This is a genomic window from Erysipelothrix anatis (assembly GCF_009828745.1).
In the GTDB taxonomy this organism is placed as follows: domain Bacteria; phylum Bacillota_I; class Bacilli_A; order Erysipelotrichales; family Erysipelotrichaceae; genus Erysipelothrix; species Erysipelothrix anatis.
The window spans coordinates 325964-348885 of sequence record NZ_WTSX01000001.1 but is presented as its reverse complement, the minus strand read 5'-3'; the positions used below and the strand labels follow the sequence as shown (position 1 = coordinate 348885).

Genomic DNA, 22922 nt, shown 5'->3' with positions numbered 1-22922 from the left:
GACCCGTTTACGGGTAGCAAGAAATAGATGTAGATGGCAGACTACATTAGCGCTGTAAAGCGCAACTAGAAGTAAAGGGCTACGCCCGCATCTGAAAAACCACCAGCTAAGCTGGTGGATATTTATTTGTTTTTTATCTGTGGGGATACAGTGAAGATACATTTCGACTAATGTTCGAAAATTTTATTCAGTGCTGCAACAGCTTGATTCTGCGATTCTTCAAAAACATGAGTATAGACTTTTAGTGTCATTTCCACAGTTGAATGGCCCAATCTTCGAGAAACTACATTAATTGGTACTCCATTTTGTTCTAGTCAAGCAAAGTTGCTACACTAGGGTTGAATTGATATAGATTTGATTGGGTGATAATCCATTATTATAAGTATGTGTACGTTTTGAGTTATACCATTTCTGTTCAAAATCATTCATAATCGAATCCATCCTTTCTTTTGTAGTAAATGAATTATGGTTCGTACATTCGTGTTTGAGAGTGTTGAAGTATCGCTCCATTACTGCGTTGTCATACGGGCATCCAGCGCGACTCATGCTTTGCTGGATAAAACGTTGCTTACAGAAATCACTAAATGATTTACTTGTGAATTGACTCCCTTGATCGCTATGCAGAATTAATCCCTTATCTGGATAATAGTTTAATAAGGCTTTATGTAACGTATCAATGGCTAAACGTGCATTAATTTAAGCTCCATTTTGAGAGGCAACCACTCTGCGATCATACACATCAATTATCGTGCAATTATATCGAGGTGTTCCATTCATCAAGTACAGATAAGTAAAATCAACACACCAAACTCGATTTGGTTTTGTTGCATGAAAATTTTGTTGGATAAGGTTTGGAAATACCTTGTGCTGCTTGCCTGTCTTGAATAACTGCTTTTTACGGCGAATAATTGATGATATATTTAATTCTTTCATGTATTTTCGTATTGATGGAAGGGAGTAGGAGTATCCATGGTTCGCACAATAATACGACATCATTTTAACTCCCATTGTTCCGTTACTTCTATGAAATGATTCACTAATAAAGCGTTGTACTTTAGCTTTTTGCTCGTAGTATGGCGTTTTTCTCTGTTTTAGATAGTTGTAGTATGCATTCGTACTTACTTTAAATTTTCGGCATAACCAACGAACTCCAAAGTTTTTACCATGTTCTTTAATAAACTGATACTCACTTAATCGGTTTCCTTTGCAAAGAATGCAGCTGCTTTTTTTTAGAATTCATTTTCCTTTTTAAGTTCTCTTATTTCTAAAATAAGCCTTTTTGATTCTTCAAATGATAATGTAACTTCTTCTATATAAGGGTTGTTTTGGCATTCTTTGCGAAGTTCTCTAAGCCAGTATTGTAGTGTTCCACTTCCAAGATGATACTCTTGAGTAAGACTTTTTATCGTACGTCCTTCTTTGAGATGTAGTCGTATGATTTCATCTTTTGTTTCTCTACTATAATTATTCATAAGTTGCTCCTTGATTTGATTTTATCATTTCTCAACCAAGGTGTAGCAATTTCAGTTTACTAGAACAAACTTAATTGAAGTAATAAAACGAGCCGTTCTTGGAAATATAGATTATACTTCTAGAAGTATAATATTATTAACTATGAATACTATGATAAGAGCTATAAAAAGCCACGCATAGAAAATGCGTGGCTTGGCTCAATTCTTTAGACATTGAATGACCGACGCCAGAAATTAAAGAGACAAAATCGTACTTAAGACACTTATAATTTAATTTTTGTAAAATCTATTATTCGCCGTTACAAACATTAGTATTAGGCCAGGAATATAGTATTCCATATGTCGTAATAAATTTTCAAAATTAAAAATCAACATATAATAATGACCGTTTGCTTTAGCGACTATTGTAAACCAACCCCAAAATGGCCACGTAAAAATCAAAAGTCCAAACACAAAGAATACTTTTCTGTAGAATAACTTATCCATAATGTTTCCTCTCTTCTACCAATTTGTTGATTTAATAGTATAGTCACCGTATATTCGCTTAGTGTAGTGATTTGTTGTTGTTTCTGAGAAACCTATATTTATTAATTCACCTACAGTGATTGAAGCGGTATCGTTCACAGAAATCCCCACAATTCCCGTAAAGCTTACGCGTGCTCCAACAGCTGGCCAGTTGTTCCCTCCTGGACCAGTAGGGCTTACATCAATTCCTTCTGAAACTACTTGATACGCAGAATCTCCTATCACATACATATTGTAATACATAAATCTATTAAACTGATAGTAAGGATTAGTTCCGCCCTTCTCTAAAGCTACCTCATTTACAAATGTTCCCGAAGGCAAATTTACTTCATATTTATGACGATATGTACTAATACTTCTCGTCATTAAACTATTATTTGTTTCATTTTTATCGAAAATCCAAGACACAACTTCTATGTTTGATTTATCTAGAATAGTGAATTTTTTTTCGCTGTCGTTGACTGATGCACTTAGAAAATAATCTGATTCAGGGAACTGTGTTTCTATAATAATATCCTGTGAGACATTAAAACTAATATTTTTTTCTTCAGCAATAATGGGAACCATTGAACTCAAGATCATAATACATGCTAATGCAGAAGCGCTTAGTAGTTTCAAAAACTTTTTCATATCATTCTCCTTTAACCTTTCGGTATATAAATCTTAACAAGCATCATAGTTATTCTCCATTCTTCATGGCTAACTTGTATATATTTACGTTTAAACAGTTAATATTCAAATCTTGTAAAACTATTAGTAATTGTTCATAAGTATTTGTTTGCTGCGAAATTTTTCCAAAGCTAATTATTCAAAAGACTATCTTTTGTAGGAGGAAATATAGATTTACAGAGTTGAACCGAGGTCAATAAATAGATAAGAATCAGTAAACTAATTGGGTGGAATGAGTATGAGATACCATATTCTTTTGTAAGTGCAGTTTAGGTTTTGCATCTTTTATCGAGATTAAGAGTGTACTGTTAAATTCTCCGTCATATTTTTGACGCTTGCTCGAAGCAGTATCCTTTTTTAAGTACCTACTAATTTGTGACAGACTAAACAATTTTGTGCTTGACTTTATGGGGCACACCCATATGAAAACGGATGGAAGTAAGTATCCAAAAGGAACAGTGCCTGGAGTCACAAAACCATTAATCGTCGATAAACAGGGTAATATTGAAATACCAATTAAATAACTTCCTGAAGCTGTGGTGTTGGGTGGAACAGTAAAGAGTAGTTTAGGTTCGGTCATATACGTTTACGAATAAAAATGAAGAAATCTTGTAGAGACACATACAATTAATACTGTTTCAATTACGACAAGAAAACGGCCGCACTAGTATAGAGTTCTGCTTTTCATAACAAGAGTATTGTAGTATGTTTAGTAGATGTTCTATTTGAAGTATAAATATTTTATACGAATTAACGGATTGCTACTAATGCACTGTATAGTGTCGCGCAAATTATAAATTTTTGAATCTAAGATTGACCTGTAGTTAGTTAGAAATTATTAAATTAGTGACGGTCCTAACTATCCATAGTGCAATAATAAATTACTTTGAATGTGCATAGTAAACTATCAAATTTTCTGCATGGTTAATGAAGTTGAGCTTAAAAACTACAATAAACTAAGTACATCATATTCTTAACAAAACCTTCTTATAATTATGTGTAGATAAAACATCATAAATAATGTAATATTAAATTATATTACTAATGTAAGTCTAAAGAAATATATAATTCGTCTATATTGTAGGTGATGTATTAATCATCTATTGATTGAGTCCGAAAATACTACGTAGTTATTCAAAAGAGATTTAGTATTCTAAGTAAGAGCTAAAAGATATACTCTTCGAATTACAAGTAGAGATAATTCTGGACCGTAATGTTAATTGAATGAAAGGAGACGCCATAAGTAAAATGACATTTTAAGTTAATCTTAACTAAATGTATTTTCAAAAATCTATTTAAATTTATAAAAGAGCATTACTAAGATTATTGTAAAAAAGGAGAGAATATGAGAAAAAGAAGTTTAAAGAATATAAAAATATTATTTGCAGTTTTAACATCACTTGTGTTAACAACTGTTCAACCAATTTCTGTTAGAGCGCAAGAGTCAAATTTAAGTAAACCGAACTATTTAGTCCCAGATGAGAACTATTATAAAAACAGTGAGATTACTAAAGGGGACTTGGATGCGGTTATAAATGAAAATGTATCGAAATTGATTGAATCTGCTAATAATGGAAAAATAAGTTTTACAGAAGGTATGACTTACAATGAATTTTTTTTAGCAAATAATATTGCTGTCGAAGATAGGTACTCCGGATATATGGGCGTTTATAATCGTTCTGGAAGTCTTATTAATTCCAATCCAACAAAATATGGGGACTTAACTTATCAAGGTCTTTCACTACCCACTCAATCAATCGTTGGGGCTCCCAATATTATCGCAGGTGAAACATTTTCTTCAGTTCTTTCTGTAGGTGAAAAACAATTAATGGATGGAGCTATAGATTCTGAATCAATTGGAAATTATGGATCTGATACGTACTTTCCGAATTTAGTCGGATATGGTGCAGATGGTATGGTTAACGACTATATGCTCACAAGTGAAAATAATATAATTATACCAACTAGATACAACACTAATAGAAGTGACATCATCTTGACAATGAGAAGTGCGCCATCTTACGGATTACGTGGTGCACAAACTTTTTTACGAGTGACCAATGATGGGGTAATTGTAGGGTCTGACGCTGAAAATCCAAAGTATTACATTAATACAAATTCAAATTTGCATATAACCCCGTATGGATATTCGCAACTTGGATTTTTAGGGAAAATGTACATTTCAGGTGCAATTTCAACAGCAAATAGTCAACTTAAGGATTTAGGTGTTAATGACTTTTCTAAAAAATTGAATGAATACTTGAGAGAAATTCAAAATAATAGTGGAGCTTCAAATGTGCCAGCGGGAGTTGGGGGCCAAGTTCAATTGACTGGGTTTTATAGAGATTCATCTATCGATAATTCCTATGGAACAGATCAATTAAGTAGAGAGAATGATTCAGTCAAGGAATCGCTGGTAGAATATTTTATGTATACTTCAGGTGATACAATTAAAGGTGCGGATAATCCTTTATTTAAAAACGTTCCTTCGGAATATTTAGATTACATTAATGTTGGTTCAGGTAATGTAACTAAGTTACTAAGTCCCAATGTATCTACGTTTAAAATTGATACGACAAGACCATATTTCACGGAATTTGGCAATCTTAACGAAACAATAGAGATTGATTATAACTCAATGGTGAATTTTGATAGTCTTCTTGGTACAGAAAGTTTCATAATTGTTGATGATGGGGTAGACACAAATGGCCAAAAAATAGATGTGGATCTATCAAGAGTAAAGGTATTTGTTAATAGTAATGAAGATGCACTTTCAATTGAAGAGCTAAGAGATGAGTTACTGAAACCACAATATATAGGCGAAGAAGTACAACTGACATACACCTATGCAGCTGCGGATTCATCAAATGAGATTATTGGAAAATTGCCAAATCAAATTCAGGATGATCAAGGAGCTTATGCGGTTCCTATGATTCGAAAAGTGAATGTAAATGGAGTTAAAGTTACTACAAAATATATCAATGAGTCTAATGTAGAAATATTACAGTCAACAGAGAATATGTTCTTAGCAGGTAGTCAATATTCTACAAATGGACCCAACGAAATTACATTCGATGGAAAAGTTTATGAAGTAGTGGGTGTACCAAGCAATGCAACCGGAACTGCAGGAACCGATGAAATTATAGTAATATATGTTTATAGAGAAAGAAAAGCAGATACATTGCGGGGTAAAGTAACAGTAAACTATTTAGATAATCTTGGTAATGTAATTTCAGAAATTGATATGTTTTCAGATTCTGTAGGTAAGTACTATTCGATCAAACCAAAAGAAATTATTGGGTATACATTTAAAAAGTATGAAGGAATCCTAAGTGGAACTTATCAAAATGGAGAAGTCGTGGTTAATTTCATTTATGAAAAAAATGCTGAGCAAACAACTTATGGAGGTGTTTTGGTTAGCTATGTTGATCAAAATGGACAAGATCTAATTCAAGGTCACAAATTAACAGGTGAAATTGGAAGTCAGTACTCGACGGAGGAAAAATATATTCAGGGATACGACTTAATTGAAAAACCTGCGAATTCATCTGGACTATTTACAGATAAAGATATTTTTGTGAGGTACATATATAAACCAATAGTTCCTAAAGAACCTGACACTCCTACAAATCCACAGCAACCGAAAGCTGATGTATTGCCAAAAACAGGGGTATCAAATAATTTAAATTTACTTTCATATGTAATAATATCGTCAGGTCTAATTCTAATCGTCGTAAATAGGTTATTAAAAAAGAGTGAAATAGATAAATAAAATTTCCTATTAAAATATAAGGATAGACTACATTTTATAAAGCAGTTGACTCGAAGTTGTTCAAAGTAAAATGTCAACCGCGCCACCATAGCGCGGTTTTTTCATATAATAGAAATATCTTTCATATTTTGCATGAGCAATTAAATAAGAAAATTAATGATCAAGTTGAAATTTATTGAGTATAGGATATTCGATGTAACAAGTTGGACGTGAAGTTATTATTTAGTATCCAACTGTTTCGAAGTATAAAAGCAATCATAATAAGAAAAGAAAAATGGATACTCGACATATTACTATCATTTGATTGATAATATCAATTCTCGATATAATACCAAGATCCGTTTTGTCGATGTTTGTCTAAACAATTATAAAAGATATCATCCTCATAAAGCTTTCGTATCCACACAACAGGTGTATAGCTGGAAAATCAAGGAAAACTATTGTTTGGACCTCTTAAGTTATGTTTCATGAGACGAGGAGAAAAGAAGCAAATCGAATCACTTTCAATAGAATTTTGGGAATCAAACTGTGCTAATAATTGATATGATATCCAATAATATAGATACCCTGAATATAATTGGCATCTCGAAATTGTTTCAATAACTGGAAAGAAACATGAAAGTGCAGCAATAATATCAATCGTAGATCGCTGTTCCAAAATGAATCGGTAGATAAAGACCGAGTATCGATTTGACAACCACATAGTATCATAAATACTGATCTCTTTTTGGGTGGCGAACGAAAAATCAAATCCGAGAGTCTGAATATTTATTTCAAAAGGAAAGTCACTCTACAGCATTTGAAATCAATTTATTGATTACATTTCCCTTAAAATCAATTCAATGTTTCGGAAATATTTGGCTTCAAAACTGCATTTCAGATAGAATCTTTTAAAATTGGATAATGTAGAGTTTGAGAAAAGAAAAATAGCTCTTTTCGAGCTATTTATTAAATTTATCTTTGATATCTTCAACTACATTGTCTGTTGTTTCTTTTAGATCGTCAACAATATCTTCAGACTTTTCTTTGATGTCGTGAGCGACTTCTTTAGCTTTTCCAATTGCTTGGTCAATAATTCCTTCGGCTTTGGTTTTGTCATCACCTGTTACATCACCAACAATTTCTTTAGCTTTACCTAATACTTTGTCGCCAGTTCCTTTATCTGCCATTTGAATACCTCACTTTCTAATAGGATTATAGCATGTTACCAAATACATTTAAACTGATGTAATCATAAATGTAAGGAGATATGTTATTATAATTTAAAGGATTCAACCTAATGGTACATAAAATATGACTGATTAGTTGGTTTAAAGCAAACTGTACTATGTTCGCAGAGTTGAAGATATGTACCGTATTGTTGAAAAGATAGCGAATTGCTACAATATAGTTTATATATGTGATATAAATTAATTATAAAGTAGTCGCTAAAAATATTTATATAGTATTATAGCCGGTATCGAAGTATCTATGTTTTTGATTGGGATACGCATGTTTAAAAGAGACTAATTTTTATAGATACCGATTTTTAGTTTTGGAATAGCTCTATGCTGATTCGACAAAATTACAGTCTAATTAAGGGGGAAAAAGATGTATATTGCAATAAAAGAAATTAAGAAAGAGAAAGTTCGCTTTGGAATGATTATTTCTGTAATAGTCTTAATATCGTTCCTTGTATTCTTTTTGTCCAGTTTAGCGTATGGACTATCGCAGTTAAACCGAACTGCAATTGACCACTGGGATGTTGATGGTGTAATAATTACTGAATCCTCGAACAAGAACCTGTATTCATCACAAATCAATCTTTTCGAAATAGAAAATTTAAAGAATAAAAATGCGGAGTACCTAACTGTTAGCACATCAAATGCGAAAATAAATGAATCACAAACTCTATCTCTTACATTTATGGGATATGAAGATGTGAATTCTTGGATTATTCCTAAAGTTATAGATGGTGAAATTAATTCGGAAAAAGATGAAGTTGTGATTACCAATAACATAAAAGAAAAATATTCTGTATCAGTTGGAGATAAACTAGTCCTCTCAAATACGGACAGAGTATTCAAAATTAGTGGTTTCACAGAAAACTCGAATTTTAACACTCTGCCAGTTGTTTATGGGCATGTTGATGACGTTTCAAGCGTAATCCTTAATTATGATACGTCTTTAAGCAAGTCAGACGCAAATGCAAGTGCTACTGAAAATATGCCACAACGTATCAATGCAGTTATGATAAAAGATCGATCAATATTGAATGATGCCGATATTCCAAGTGGTTTAACGTTTGTTGATACTGAATCGTTAGTCGAGTCTCTACCCGGATATTTGCCACAATTACTCATTTTGGTCTGATGATATTTTCATTGTCTGTCATTGCAGCAGTGATAGTAGGGATATTTATTTTCATATTAACAATGCAGAAAAAGTCAATTTTTGCAGTTCTAAAGATTCAAGGATATCAAAATGGAACAATTATTAGTTCTATAATTTTTCAAATTATATTGTTGACTACTACAGGTCTTCTAATTGGTTTTATTTTTAACTTGATAGCGGTTGAATCTCTATCAGGAGTAGTTCCTGTATTGATCAATTATCAAATTATAACCTACGTATCCGCTGCAATTATAGCTATGTCACTTTTAGGTGCAGTATTTTCAGCCTATTCTGTCCTAAAAATCGATCCATTGGATTCTTTATAGGAGAACTGTATGCTTAAATTATTAAATATTAGTAAAAAATATGATGATGGAAGAACCAATATTTTAGCTTTGAACAATGTGACTCTAAGCCTTCCAAAAGGAACATTTGCAGCAATTGTAGGTCCAAGTGGTTCAGGTAAATCTACTTTACTGACAATCATGGGAGCCCTACAAAGACCAACAGAAGGAACTATTGAATTAGATGGCGTAGATATTTACGATGTTTCAGAAAAAGAGAGATCCAAAATAAGGTTTGAAAAGCTTGGTTTTGTACTACAAGCATCAAATCTTGTCCCTTTCCTGACAGTTGAGGAACAATTTTTTTTCAAGTTAAGTAAAAGTAAAAGAGGTGATTCAGAACTATATGAAACCTTGTTGAATGATCTTAATATTAGTCATCTAAAAAGAAAATATCCGGAAGAATTATCTGGAGGGGAAAGACAGCGTGTTGCGATTGCTCTGAGTTTAATTCTAAAACCAGAAATTATTCTCGCTGATGAACCTACAGCTAGTCTAGATACAGAAAAAGCATTCGATGTTGTAAGAATTCTTAAAGATATGACGAGAACACTAAATACGACTGTCGTTATGGTTACGCATGATAGAAGGTTATTGAGTGATTGCGACATAATTTTCGAGATTACTGACGGAAATCTTGAGGTAAAGATGAACAAAAAAAGTGATGACACAATGTAGGATGGTAAACTATGAATAGCAGAATTGTTTCAAAAATAAATAGAGTTAGAAAGCATTCGGAAATTAATCTCAAACTAGAGTTATTTCTTGCATCATTATATTTATTCATAAATCTGATTATATTTTTAGTGTCTAATCAAGAGCACAAAATTTTAAACTATATGGGGTTGTCGTTTGTCTCATATTTATTGGTTCATGGAATAAAAGTTGTAATAAAAGGTCTGTTTGAGCTAATATTTAGTAGCTACTGGGCATCAAGAGAAATTACTTATAGAATCCCTACAATAATGAAGTATATCCTATACTGTGTTTTAGTGATGATCGTAGTGGTGACAACAGTTTACTTTATTATCATTCAAGAAATAACTATACCGGGTTACTATTTAACTCCAATAATATTGATTGAGGCACTTCAAGTTATGATAGACACCATAATTGAAACAAAACAGATTGTTACGAAATAGAAAAGAAAATCAATAAATGTATTAAACAATATAATGATTGAATCTAGTTTGCGTATCCGTGGTTAATAAATATACCAGAGAGTTTACTATACTCATAATTATTATTAATATATACTGAATAGATATTTTACTACATCTGTAATAGTAAAGAAATTTGCGTTATCCCCTTAGGGGTAGATCTAACAAGTAATGTAAAAGCTATTGCTATAAGTCATTTAAAATCATGATAGTGCGAATGTTATGCATCTTTATAAACTTAAGGAATGATGTCATTTGACTACGATTATTGTCTATAGTGTTTTAGTATGGTATAAATAATGTATAGACTTGAACCCCCCTCAAGTTTATATTGAGTAAATGCATAATTTAACGATATGCCTTTTACTTAAGTAAGACCTCTATTTTTCGGAGGTCTTTTTCTTTTGATGAATGATATGAATACTCTTATATTTGAAATTTTCATCACCAGATTTTTCATTGTCATCCACCTATATATAGGTGTAGTTTTATCTGGAAATTTATTCAAATTTTTGTGCCTCTTATGACAGTTGAAAAAATATTGATTCTTTGTGCTACAATTATTGGGCTAGCGTTTTATGGGGGTACTCCGTTATCTAAAAGTAGAGGAGTATAGATATGGATGTAATTAAAGAAATAGCAGTGTATTGTAGAGTGTCAAGTGAAGACCAAGCAGAGTATGGATATAATTTAAGAGAGCAAGAAAGAAGAATCGAACAATATCTTCAAGTTTACGAAGATGAATTTCAAGAAAATGTTGTGAAGTATATCGACGATGGTTATTCTGCAAGAACTCTAAAAAGAAGAGAAATGAAAGTTCTGATCAATGATATTCAACAAGGCAAAATAGGTAAAGTTGTCATACATAATCTAGATAGGCTGACTCGTAGTGTCACAGACTTGATGTATCTTTTGGAGTTGTTCAATGAATTTGATGTACAGTTGTATAGTCTGAAAGAAAAAATAGATACAACAAGTGCAATTGGTCGTTTCTTTGTATCGATGATTATACTAGTTGCTCAGTGGGAAACTGAAGCGATAAGTGAACGTACAATCAGAGGCATGGATCAATCAGCGTATGAAGGAAATTGGGTTCACGGAAAAGCTCCTTACGGATATGATATTATCGATAAGAAATTGGTGATAAATGAGAGGGAGGCAGCTATTGTAAAAGAGGCCCATTATCTATATTATTATGAGTTCAAAAATAGAAGTGAAATTAAACACTTGTTCAACAACAAACATCGGAAAGAAGCCTTTGTGTGGACAGATGACAGAATTAGGGTATTATTAAACAATGTAATCTACAAAGGAACATATCAAAATAGTAGAATAGTAATCGAAGAGCATTCGCCAGTCATTATTGAGCCAAAATTATTTGACGATGTACAGCTCGCTCTTTCCTTACGAAATAAAAGGAGTCAGTATCCGTATCTATTCAAAGGTAAATGTTATGATTTTAAGTCTGGTGAAATGCTTACAGTAAAACCAACAAAGAAAGATATGGGTTACTATTTATACTACAAAACGATGGACGGTAAATACATCAATGAAGATATTATCGCTGAAGCAGTTGTGAATGACATAGATCAATATATGAATACTTGTATACTTGATGCAATTAAAGTTAAAGTGAGCACACTTAAAAGACTTGATAGTAGCAGGAGGCTTTTAGATTCGCTACTAGACTCTGGTTTCATCAATATTGATTACTATAGGGAAGAATGTAAGCAAATTTATGATAAACAAAGTAACCATGAAGTCATCATTAAGTCAATCAAAACTAATATCAAAAGTTGGATAACTATGTCTACTCTACAGAGACAACTGTTTGTTAGGAAAAATGTAGATAAAATAGTAATAGATATGCATTCACTAAAAGTCATCAAAATAAAGTTCAACAAACTATGAAAGTTTAAGATTAACCCTTGATTGTATTTACAATCATGTTATAATATGAATAGTTAAAATATCTCTGTCAAAAGATAGCATGAAAATTCCGACACTAATTAAGTGCAAAGTTCGCTTAGGCGACGATCGGGGCACCATGACACAAACGACAACCACTCATAATTGAGTGGTTTTTTTAATCCGCTTAACCATCTTTTCAACTTATATTTTTTGTTATAATTACTACATTCTCATATACCTTTAAAAGAAAGTAATCTAATAGTAGCAGAAGCGTGTTTTAAGACATACAAATTTTGAGTGTACTTTAATTCTTTAATCTTTAAAATTATAATATTGATTCAATATCTTAGCCTTGACATTCGTAACAAAACTAAATGAGTCAAGTAATTAAAATAAGGGTTGGCCATTGTACTGCGGTACCATAGATCAACTTTTTTAATACAGAGACGAATAATCACAAGACAGTTTCTTGAAAGATAAGCTAATGCGACACATGCAATAGAGAAAGGCGATTGCGCATCTCTAAAGGAAAACGCTAACTATAGGTTACAATCAAAAGATACTATTAAACCTACCCATTATCTGGGTAGGTTTTTTTGTAATGTGCCATTTTACTTATAATTAGATATAAAAAAGTATTGGTAATATCTTTCCAGTATTCGCATATGATTGATGAATCTTTACCTGTTAAGAACAAATCCAATTTATTGTGTAGAATTTGTACCTTCGCGTTTTGATTTGATCAAGAGAAAGTTAATAGGAAGGGATATAAAAAAGACAATGAAGCTCCATATAGCAACAAAGAGATAGGCAAGGTTTGATAACGGGTCATCGATAAAGAATGGGTCTGCTTGCATCAGAGACTGTGTATCGATATACAAAAATAAAGAAATGATTAGGAAAAATAGAAAACTAATTACTAATGATAGGATTAGTGCACTTGAAAATATGGATCGCTTTGATTTGCTTTGCATCAAAATTACCTCGTAATATCTATAATTGTATCAATTATAACATGAAGTATAAATAGGGTTTCGGATTTATAGAGGTTTAGGTATTCATCTATTTTGGATATGCATACTTTAGGTTCATTGTCGTGTGCCTATATTGATCTCACATGCCTGCGATTTAAATTACTTAACGAAATGACCAGAAATATGTGGTTAGCCATATTCAAATTAATGTTTAATTGCTAACTTTCGCAAAATTGTATAATAACATCGCTTTTTCAATCTTATTTGGGTATGATAGGAGCAGTGTGAAAATGTAATTTTCTGTGGAGGACAAATGAGAAAGAAATTACTTAAGTTGAGTGTCGTCACTGGAGTTTTAATGCTGACGACCATATTACCTGTATCGGCAACGTCCGGTAAATTAAAGGGCGGAAGTATCATTAGCTGTGGGGATACGTATTACGGTCACCATGGGGATGGACACTGGCATGTAGCAGCAGATCGAGGTTCAGGATGGTATCCTCAGGGAGGATCGTTAGGTTACGATAACCCTTGCGGCGGAAATGCATCGCCATCCCGTTCGGGTGATACGAGAGCGCAAGAACAAGAATCAAAGCGATTAGAAGATGAAAGAGTCGCTGCTGAAGCCGCGGCAGAGAAGCAATTAGAAGAAGAGCGCAAACTTAAAGAAGCCGAAGAAGCGAAGGCAAAAGAAATAGAACTGGAAAAATTAAATAACACTACAATTGATGTAATAAGTTTTGGTGGAACTGAATTTGGCGGTTCGAAGACAGAGAAAGTATCGACGCTTCAACTTTTATCTAACGAGGTTAATTTGGATTCTTTTTTAGTAACAACAAAAAATGGACAAGCCACGAGTTCACTAAGTTTTGAAAAGGATTTAAAGCCGTTTATGGGTAACAATCTACAAGTTAAAGTAGTATCCGAAAACAAAGAAAAGAACCAAATTCATGACTTTAAAGTATTTATTTTTGGTACTGCAGAAGAGTTTGCAGATGTGTCATATGATGCGAAAATATCATATGGGAAAGACAAAACTCTAGAGTTAACAAATACATCAGTATCAGAGATACGTGGCTCAGATTTGGGTGATCTTGCTACAGGGATGATTACGAACCTGTCGATTAATGGTCACTTAGTTGATGATGTTTCTTATCAGATCAAGCAGACAGATAAAATTGCAATTAAATTGTACAATAAAGATGGCGTGTTCTTTGGCGAAATCCCAGTAAAAGAAAAGAATACTACGGGTGAAGTTGTTCTTGGTACTGCAATTTTTGCGGGTGCTGGGGTTGGTGGATATACCTTAATTCGCAAGCGAAAAAAAGCTAAAAATAACGTATAAAATAAAAATTATATAAATCCAAAGACATCGTGCGATGTCTTTTTTTTCTGTAAAACAAAAAAAGTAGTGGACACATAATGTCGTCTATTTAGAGTATAATATTGATAGAAGAAAGGGTGATACTTATGACGTCTGTGACATTTGATTACGATAAAGAACCATCTCGTGATATTCTCTGTATCGATTGCAAGAGCTTTTATGCGTCTTGTGAGGCAGTTTCACGCAAATTGAATCCATTAACCACTAAGCTAGTTGTCATGAGTTATCCCAGCGATAGCGTTAATGAACGTGGTAGTGGACTAATTCTTGCATCAAGTCCCGAGGCAAAAAAAGCTTATGGAATAAGTAATGTTAGTCGTGCTCGTGATCTACCCTTTCCTTACCCAGATGATTTGGTAATTGCTGCACCGCGTATGCACATGTATATGCAAATGCATCGCCAAATTAATGAAATATATCGGAAGTATGTTGATGATAAAAATGTATCGACATATTCGGTTGACGAAACATTCTTAGATGTGACGGATTCTTTAGAATATTTCAATTGTGAGAGTGCGTATCAAATTGCAAAGTTAATTCAGACTGAAGTGTTTCGTAAGACAGGAATTTATACGACTGTTGGAATTGGAGACAATCCACTGTTGGCGAAGTTAGCGTTGGATAATGAAGCAAAGAATAATAAAGCAAAGAATAATAAAGATATGAAAGCGGAGTGGCGTTATGAGGACGTTCCTTCAAAATTATGGAAAATTCAAACGATGACGGATATGTGGGGAATCGGACATCGAGGTGCCATTCGTTTACAAAAATTAGGCATCTTCAGTGTTTACGATTTAGCGCATGCTAACTACGATTTATTGAAAAGTAAACTTGGAATATTGGGAACACAACTTTATGCGCATGCATGGGGAATTGACCGTACATTTTTGGGGGAAGCATATGCCCCAAAATCTCGCTCTATTGGAAATTCACAAGTATTGAACCGTGATTATACTAGTAAAAAAGAACTTGAAATCGTTATTCGTGAAATGGCAGATCAAGTGGCGACGCGTCTTCGAAAAGAGGGAGTTAAAACGAGTAATGTGAGTCTATGGGTGGGTTATTCGTTAGGGTTTGTTGACCGTGATGGAAAGACTGGTTTTAATAAGCAGAAAAATATCGAGATGACCAATCAAAGTCATAAACTTGCTGAAGTTCTCATTGATATTTTTGAACAACATTTTGACCATCAGACTGTGCGCAATATTGGCATTAACTGTTCTAAGCTAAGCCATGATATGCCGGAGCAAATTAATATCTTCGAATCGGTAGTTCAAAAAGAAAAGAATCATAAATTTGATGAAGCGGTTGATACTGTGCGTGAGAAATTTGGTTTCACTAAAATGGTTTATGCGAGTAGTCTTATGGAAGGCGGTCGTGCCATTGCCCGGAGCTCATTAGTGGGTGGCCATGCTGGTGGTCTGGAGGGTATGGAAAGTGAGGAGCGTATTCGTGACAAGAAAAAGGACAAAAAAGGAATTCAAAAACTACAATGAGTATGAAGATCGACCTTTTGGCCTGAAGTGGGGTACTGCATTTGCGCTTGCTGAGCTTACTAAAACGATTGATGAGGGCAAAAGTGATGCACTTAAAGTAGTACCGGCCATACCGCAAATGGATCGTGAGGAAATAGATGCCGTTCTACAGTTCGCATTTCTGAAATCAAAGGTGATATCTGTACAAGTCAATATAATGGATGATCATCAGCGCCTTAGAGAAAGCGTAACGGGAAAATTTGCGGGAATGGCGGATGATTCATTTTTCTATATTGAAGGCTATGCGATTAGTTGGGATATCGTGCGGAATGTGGCTGTCGTTGAATAAACATCAATGCTTAAAGTTATGATATGAGTGTTGGAAATAGGATGGTCCTTTCATTAAAGCAAGTTGTTCGAATAGGATACCCCTTTTATGTATGTATCGATATGTGTTACTATCGAAGTACATTAGGGGGGAACCAAATGAAAAAAATCGTAGTTTTACTTTTGGGTACGTTACTACTTGCTGGCTGTTCAATAAAAGGAAGTCCTTCACAAACGCTTTGTGAGTTGAAGGATAGTGGTCCAATGAGTTATTATTACACAATTGATGCGGAGGGTAATGACGTCACAAGGGTGGAGAATGTATTTAAACTTGAATATACTGCAGATTTACCAAAGGAAGGTTTTGAAATGCTTGCGAATGAGTTTCAAAAAGTCTTTGAAGCAAGTAATCAAGTTATGATTGATACTGCAGGTGGTAAAGATATCCCAGGGATCGAATCAAAAGTAATAAGAACTGACAGTGTGTTAGAATTAATTCAAATTCAGACGATGAAAGATATTGATTTTGATTTAATGAAACGTATCGATTATTATTCAGGATATGATCGTGAAATAAAGGGATTGTTTTTGGATGAAGAAGTAAGTGCATTACAGGATAATGACTTTATTTGTACGAAAAAGTAGAGAGGCAACATGAAATTATATATCAAGCAAAAAGTATTTGCGATTAGTGAGAGGTTTACAGTTAAAGATGAAACTGGAGTCGATAGATTTTTTGTCGAGGGAAGTTTCATGAGAATACCCAAAAAATTTGTGATTCGCAATGAGAACGGCGAAATGGTGTCGGAGATTGAAAAACAAATGTTTCGAATTTTTTCGCGTTATGATATTACGACACCAACAACAGATCATGTTGAACTCGTTCGAAGATTCTCATTCTTTAAAAGTAAATTTGAGATAACTGGCAAACAGTGGGAGTTACGGGGTGATATTTGGGATCATGATTACAGTGTAGTCTATGGTGAACGGCCTATCATGTATTTGAAAAAGCATTGGTTTACTTGGGGTGATAGTTACGAACTTACGATTCCGGATGAACGCGATGCTGTGCTTGCACTATCAATTGCTATTGCTATAGATAAAGAAATTTCGGATGATCAACAATCAAACTAAGATTTCGAAATGTGAAATCAAACTCAAGACAGCACACAACCTGCGCTGTCTTTTATTGTGGAGGCAACTGCATACCAATTATTAATTTGTGAATTCGTTAATTAATAAATTGCATAGAATGAGTCATGATGTATCTAAAAACACAGTTAAACAGAGCTTGTGAGCGATTTATGATTATTATCAAACGAACGTACAATATGTTATTTATAAATAATATGTTATATATTTCACGTCAAATACAATGAATATACACCTCAAATGATAACCACTATTGATATACTTTAAGAGTAATACATTAGATATGGGGATTTGATTCTAATAAAGGAGGTATCTTGATGTATAATCAATGGAATGGTTTCAAAGGAAACTATTGGAAAGAAAATATTGATACGCGTGATTTTATTAAACAAAACTACACAGAGTATCGTGGTGATGATGAGTTCTTAGAAGGACCAACACAAAATACAATTGACCTAATGGAACAATTGGAAACAATGAATGCTTACCAACGTGAGCATGATGGTGTCTACAACATGGATACAAAGATTGTATCTACCGTAACATCACATGGACCAGGTTACATGAATAAAGACTTGGAACAGATTGTTGGTTTCCAAACTGACGAACCTTTAAAACAAGCATTCATTCCTTTCGGAGGAATTGGAATGGCTGTGAAATCATTGGAAAGTAATGGTTACGTTGCTGATGAAGAGCTCGTAAACATCTTTACAAAATGGCGCAAAACGCACAACCAAGGTGTCTTTGATGTTTATACAGCAGAGATGCGTGCAGCTCGTAAAAATAAAATTATCACAGGACTACCAGATGCATACGGTCGTGGTCGTATTATCGGTGATTACCGCCGTGTCGCATTGTATGGAATTGATCGTTTAATCAAAGCGAAAAAAGATGATCTCAATCATGCAGGTTACCGAACAATGACAGATGACGTGATTCGTCTTCGTGAAGAAATCAACGAACAAATTCGTGCGTTAGCTGACATGAAAGAAATGGCAGCAAGCTACGGTTATGATATTTCACAACCAGCTGCAAATGCTAAAGAAGCTGTGCAATGGTTATACTTTGGATACCTTGCAGCTATCAAAGAAAACAATGGTGCAGCGATGTCCATTGGACGTATTTCAGCATTCTTAGATATCTACCTACAACGTGATCTAGCAGCAGGTACTATCTCAGAGCTAGAAGCTCAAGAGTTGATTGACCACCTCGTTATGAAATTACGTATGGTTAAATTTGCTCGTACACCAGAGTACAACTCACTCTTCAGTGGATACCCAATTTGGGCTACACTTTCAATCGCTGGGATGGCATTTGATGGACGTTCATTAGTAACAAAAACAGATTTCCGTCTCTTGCATACACTCATTAACATGGGTCCATCACCTGAGCCAAACTTAACAGTTCTCTACTGTGATGCATTGCCAGAAGGATTCCGTACTTTTGCATCCCGTATCGCTATCGAAACATCGTCAATTCAATTTGAAAATGACGAGTTACTCCGTGAAAAATGGGGTTCAGATGATGCAGCAATCGCTTGCTGTGTTTCCGCAACAGTTATTGGTAAAGACATGCAGTTCTTCGGTGCACGTGCTAACTTAATTAAAGCATTGTTATATGCAATCAACGGTGGTGTTGATGAAATTACAGGTGCTCAAGTTGGACCACGTTACCGCCCAATTTCATCTGAAATCTTAGATTTTGAAGAAGTTAAAGTAGCATACCAAGACATGATGGATTGGTTGGCAGAACTTTATGTAAATACTTTAAACTCAATTCACTATATGCATGATAAATATGCATACGAAAAATCACAACTTGCATTGATGGATTCTGATTTAAAACGTACCTTTGCAACAGGTATTGCTGGAATCTCACACGTTGCAGACTCATTGTCAGCAATCAAATATGCAAAAGTTAAACCAATTCGTGATGAGAATGGTGTTGCGATTGACTTTGAAATTGAAGGGGACTTCCCGCGTTATGGTAATGATGATAACCGTGCAGATGATCTTGCAAACTGGGCACTTCAATACTTTATGAAGCAAATCAAACGTCACCATACATACCGTAACTCAACACCTACATTAAGTTTACTTACAATCACATCAAATGTTGTTTATGGTAAAGCTACAGGTAATACACCAGATGGTCGTGGAAAAGGTGTTCCATTGGCTCCAGGAGCTAACCCATCATACGGTGCAGAACGTAATGGATTACTTGCATCACTTAACTCAACTGCTAAATTGGATTATAACTGTGCATTAGATGGTATTTCCAATACGCAAACAATTGCACCAATCTCATTGGGTAAATCAGATCCTGAGCGTGTTGCAAACCTACGTGGAATCATGGACGGATACTTCTCACAAGGAGCATACCACCTTAATGTTAACGTCTTCGATAACTCATTGTTAGAAGATGCGATGGCAAATCCACTCAAATATCCAAACTTAACAATTCGTGTTTCTGGATATGCAGTTCGTTTCGTTGAACTTACAAAAGAACAACAACTCGATGTTCTAATGCGTACAGCTCACGAACGTACAGTTTAAAATTACTTATAATCAATAAATAGTAAAGCTTTTAAATTGATAAAACTTAAAAACATCAGAGTAGACGACCTGCTAATGGGTTATCTTCTCTGGTGTTTTCTTTTTTTTTCTCACATTTTTTGATGTGTAATAGAGGGAATTTCGCAATTGAATTGTGTAGTACGGGCTTGGATAATTATAGATTAGGAAGCTATGAGTTAAAGATTTGTTAATATAATCTTAATTATTTAATATAAAAATACGTATTTCTTAACAGTGTTATAATTAATATTGAAATAATAGTGAAGTTAAGAAAATAACTAATAAATATAGACTTTATGGTGTTATTATTATAGTATTCGAGAACTGGAAGTTTAATAGTTGGAATTGTAAGACATTTTCTTATGAATCCGATGGAACGCAATATTTAATTACTGACAGTCCATCCGAATGTATTTGTACTGTAAATTTGAACGAAATTGCATCGTTTGCAATCTTAGTGAAATCGTGACACACGTCAAAAATCACTGAAGTTATCATGGGGGGGAATCCAAGATAAATTTTCAGACTCTAAAAGCATTCGATTTTTATAGAATCGGAAGTTTCAATTAAGGGTCTTTTATAATATTTTGGCTTAATAACTATTGTTCGAAACAGATATCTAAATACAGTTGTAAATTATATCCCCCTTTATTATTGGTCAACTGCATGCTGTAGAAAAAGTAACGCATGGAGTTTGTCTGGATAATTGAACTTGAAAGAGTTCGGATAAAGGAGAAATTATGAAGAAGTTCATAAGTTTATGTATGGTCATTTTGATGGCCTTTGCGACAGTGCCTATTACGGCAGAGAGCAACAAATTGGATTCAATGTTTTCTGACAATCTACAGGATTATGTTAGAACACATGCGTATTCAAATGCAGATAAATTACTGACGACGGATGAAGAATTTATTGAATATGTAAAGACAATCGAATCGGTAGGATTTGTTCGTGGTGATAACGTTGAGTTTAATCACATTACAGTCTTTGATTTTAGAGGAATCGAATACTTTGAATCCTTAAATGATTTAACTGTAACGATAAATTTATCGATGTTTTCTGATCCAAATCGTAAGTTAAAAGAGGTGCAAAACTTTACAAATCTACCTCAAAATTTTATCGATAGTGGCAACAAAATAAAAATCAAACCTGGAATGTTCTTTTCTTCACGAACATTATATGTTGCACCACATTTAGTATATGCGTACCGACAAGGTACTGGAAACACGCAACCTGATCGATTTGACAAAATCAAAAATGAATTTACAAAGCAAATGACAACGTTCCTTAGTCAATATCAAGGTGCCCGAATTGGTGCTGAAATAGAAGATTTTGACGTTATCGTGGATGATTTTAATTGGTTAAATCAATTGAATCGAAATGTCGATTTATCGATGAGTTTGGAAACTCAAGATAGAATCCAAATTGGAACGGTCCATAATGTCCCAGTAAATGATAAAGAGTATTATGAATTTGATATTGATAGTAGTCAAATTCCAGATGTCATTGTTGCGGACGGGAACCAATATCGTGCAGCAAGTCCCAATGAGAAAACAATTGGTATTGATTATGAAGCAACCAAAGCTTATGTTCAAAACTATTTAACACCTGCTGGAGCGCCGCTAACAAACTTTGAAATTGTTGCAACATTAACTGATGGACGAACCTTTACTGCAGACCAAGACTTTACACTTGCAGGAGATGGTAGCGACACGGATAAGTTCTTTTCAAAGGGTGCATCTTCAGATGGTCTAAGAGGAGCAATCGATGTTGTAAAACTCCGTTTTGAAAAATCAGACGCTGTTAAAGCTATGATCACTACTCAAGCAGCGGAATATGAAACATTTAGAACGAGTGAATTTTCGATAATTACAACAGATTATTCGAAAGATATGGCTCTCAATCCTGATGTAGCTATTAATCATGAATTTTTTGCTGATAAATTGGGCCTTACAATCCAATCTTATTTCGTGAATAATGATAACACGTTGCGCATCAACCCGTTCGGAATTAAGCCAATATTTGTAGGTTTCTTCGGTGAACCTTATACTGTTACTTATAACTATGACAATGGTGCAGATCCATTAGTTCTTACAGAACAATATGAAAGGACTCATCTTACTAAACCGCAAACTCCGATTAAAGATGGATTTAAGTTTGATGGTTGGTACACAAGTGCAGATTTCACAACTGCATGGAACTTTGACACAATGCAAGTTACAGATGATTTAAACTTATATGCTAAATGGTCGACAAGTGACGTCACAGTGACGTTTGTGGATGGTGGTGTGTCTACACCAGTATCGACGAAGCTTGATCAACCCTTAGATGCAAGCAAAATCCCTGCTACGGTTAAAGAGGGTTATGCATTCAAAGAATGGAACACTCAAGCCGATGGCAAAGGAACTGCATTTGATACCACAGCCGCAATTAAAGCGGATCAAACTGTGTATGCAATTTATGAAGCAAACAATGTTACTGTAACGTTTGTGGACGGATTTACATCAACACCAGTCGTTACAAAATACGACCAAGCGTTAGATGCAAGCAAGATTCCTACAACGGTTAAAGAGGGCTATACATTCAAAGAATGGAATACTCAAGCTGATGGTAAAGGAACTGCATTTGATACCACAGCCGTAATTAAAGCGGATCAAACTGTGTATGCAATTTATGAAGCAAACAATGTTACTGTAACGTTTGTGGATGGAACAACATCAACACCAGTTGTTACGAAATACGACCAAGCGTTAGATGCAAGCAAGATTCCTGCAACGGTTAAAGAGGGCTATACATTCAAAGAATGGA

The 22922-nt window shown here is 34.1% G+C and carries 18 protein-coding genes; 13 read left to right on the top strand and 5 right to left on the bottom strand.

Annotated elements, in window-relative coordinates:
* Nucleotides 1-327: 327 nt before the first annotated feature.
* The 4 genes from GVV19_RS10935 to GVV19_RS01440 form a co-directional block, all read right to left on the bottom strand.
* Nucleotides 328-678 (bottom strand): transposase, encoded by a 351-nt coding sequence (locus tag GVV19_RS10935; protein ID WP_370456908.1) that lies wholly within the window; start codon nucleotides 676-678, stop codon nucleotides 328-330.
* Nucleotides 679-696: 18 nt separating this feature from the next.
* Nucleotides 697-1176 (bottom strand): IS3 family transposase, encoded by a 480-nt coding sequence (locus GVV19_RS10930; protein WP_407926004.1) that lies wholly within the window; start codon nucleotides 1174-1176, stop codon nucleotides 697-699.
* Nucleotides 1177-1229: 53 nt separating this feature from the next.
* Nucleotides 1230-1472: a transposase gene (locus GVV19_RS01445; protein WP_159636985.1), complete on the bottom strand. Its 243-nt coding sequence runs from the start codon at nucleotides 1470-1472 to the stop codon at nucleotides 1230-1232.
* A gap of 501 nt (nucleotides 1473-1973) precedes the next feature.
* Complete coding sequence (locus GVV19_RS01440; protein WP_159636971.1) at nucleotides 1974-2627, bottom strand: hypothetical protein; 654 nt, start codon at nucleotides 2625-2627, stop codon at nucleotides 1974-1976.
* Nucleotides 2628-4011: 1384 nt separating this feature from the next.
* On the opposite strand from GVV19_RS01440, the gene GVV19_RS01435 reads away from it, so the two are divergent.
* Nucleotides 4012-6438, top strand: a complete 2427-nt coding sequence (locus GVV19_RS01435) for a MucBP domain-containing protein (RefSeq protein ID WP_159644998.1) — start codon at nucleotides 4012-4014, stop codon at nucleotides 6436-6438.
* A 941-nt stretch (nucleotides 6439-7379) separates the two neighbouring features.
* On the opposite strand, the gene GVV19_RS01430 is transcribed toward GVV19_RS01435, so the two are convergent.
* The gene (locus GVV19_RS01430; protein WP_159636958.1) at nucleotides 7380-7607 is read right to left on the bottom strand and encodes a CsbD family protein; all 228 of its coding nucleotides are present in this window, start codon (nucleotides 7605-7607) and stop codon (nucleotides 7380-7382) included.
* 421 nt (nucleotides 7608-8028) lie between these two features.
* Here GVV19_RS01430 and GVV19_RS01425 point away from each other — a divergent pair, with 421 nt between their 5' ends.
* From GVV19_RS01425 to GVV19_RS01375, 12 genes are all read left to right on the top strand, one after another.
* Nucleotides 8029-8790, top strand: a complete 762-nt coding sequence (locus GVV19_RS01425; protein ID WP_159644996.1) for an ABC transporter permease — start codon at nucleotides 8029-8031, stop codon at nucleotides 8788-8790.
* Complete coding sequence (locus tag GVV19_RS10925) at nucleotides 8790-9137, top strand: FtsX-like permease family protein (RefSeq protein WP_407926003.1); 348 nt, start codon at nucleotides 8790-8792, stop codon at nucleotides 9135-9137. Before GVV19_RS01425 ends, GVV19_RS10925 begins: the two co-directional genes overlap by 1 nt.
* Before the next feature lie 9 nt (nucleotides 9138-9146).
* Nucleotides 9147-9833: an ABC transporter ATP-binding protein gene (locus GVV19_RS01420; RefSeq protein WP_159636947.1), complete on the top strand. Its 687-nt coding sequence runs from the start codon at nucleotides 9147-9149 to the stop codon at nucleotides 9831-9833.
* 11 nt (nucleotides 9834-9844) lie between these two features.
* Nucleotides 9845-10297 (top strand): hypothetical protein, encoded by a 453-nt coding sequence (locus GVV19_RS01415; RefSeq protein ID WP_159636932.1) that lies wholly within the window; start codon nucleotides 9845-9847, stop codon nucleotides 10295-10297.
* Between the two features lie 636 nt (nucleotides 10298-10933).
* Entirely contained in the window at nucleotides 10934-12226 is a 1293-nt protein-coding gene (locus tag GVV19_RS01410) for a recombinase family protein (RefSeq protein ID WP_159636926.1), read from the top strand.
* 1287 nt (nucleotides 12227-13513) lie between these two features.
* The gene (locus tag GVV19_RS01405) at nucleotides 13514-14545 is read left to right on the top strand and encodes a hypothetical protein (protein ID WP_159644994.1); all 1032 of its coding nucleotides are present in this window, start codon (nucleotides 13514-13516) and stop codon (nucleotides 14543-14545) included.
* A gap of 125 nt (nucleotides 14546-14670) precedes the next feature.
* Nucleotides 14671-16080, top strand: coding sequence for a Y-family DNA polymerase (locus tag GVV19_RS01400; protein ID WP_159644991.1), 1410 nt, complete (start codon nucleotides 14671-14673; stop codon nucleotides 16078-16080).
* Nucleotides 16037-16408, top strand: coding sequence for a hypothetical protein (locus tag GVV19_RS01395; RefSeq protein WP_159644989.1), 372 nt, complete (start codon nucleotides 16037-16039; stop codon nucleotides 16406-16408). Before GVV19_RS01400 ends, GVV19_RS01395 begins: the two co-directional genes overlap by 44 nt.
* A gap of 137 nt (nucleotides 16409-16545) precedes the next feature.
* Entirely contained in the window at nucleotides 16546-17031 is a 486-nt protein-coding gene (locus tag GVV19_RS01390) for a lipoprotein (RefSeq protein ID WP_159644987.1), read from the top strand.
* 9 nt (nucleotides 17032-17040) lie between these two features.
* Nucleotides 17041-17520: an LURP-one-related/scramblase family protein gene (locus tag GVV19_RS01385; RefSeq protein ID WP_159644985.1), complete on the top strand. Its 480-nt coding sequence runs from the start codon at nucleotides 17041-17043 to the stop codon at nucleotides 17518-17520.
* A gap of 335 nt (nucleotides 17521-17855) precedes the next feature.
* The gene (gene pflB, locus GVV19_RS01380) at nucleotides 17856-20093 is read left to right on the top strand and encodes a formate C-acetyltransferase (protein WP_159644983.1); all 2238 of its coding nucleotides are present in this window, start codon (nucleotides 17856-17858) and stop codon (nucleotides 20091-20093) included.
* A gap of 761 nt (nucleotides 20094-20854) precedes the next feature.
* Nucleotides 20855-22922, top strand: a 2068-nt coding sequence (locus GVV19_RS01375; protein ID WP_201288179.1) for an InlB B-repeat-containing protein, incomplete at its 3' end; no start/stop codon positions are given.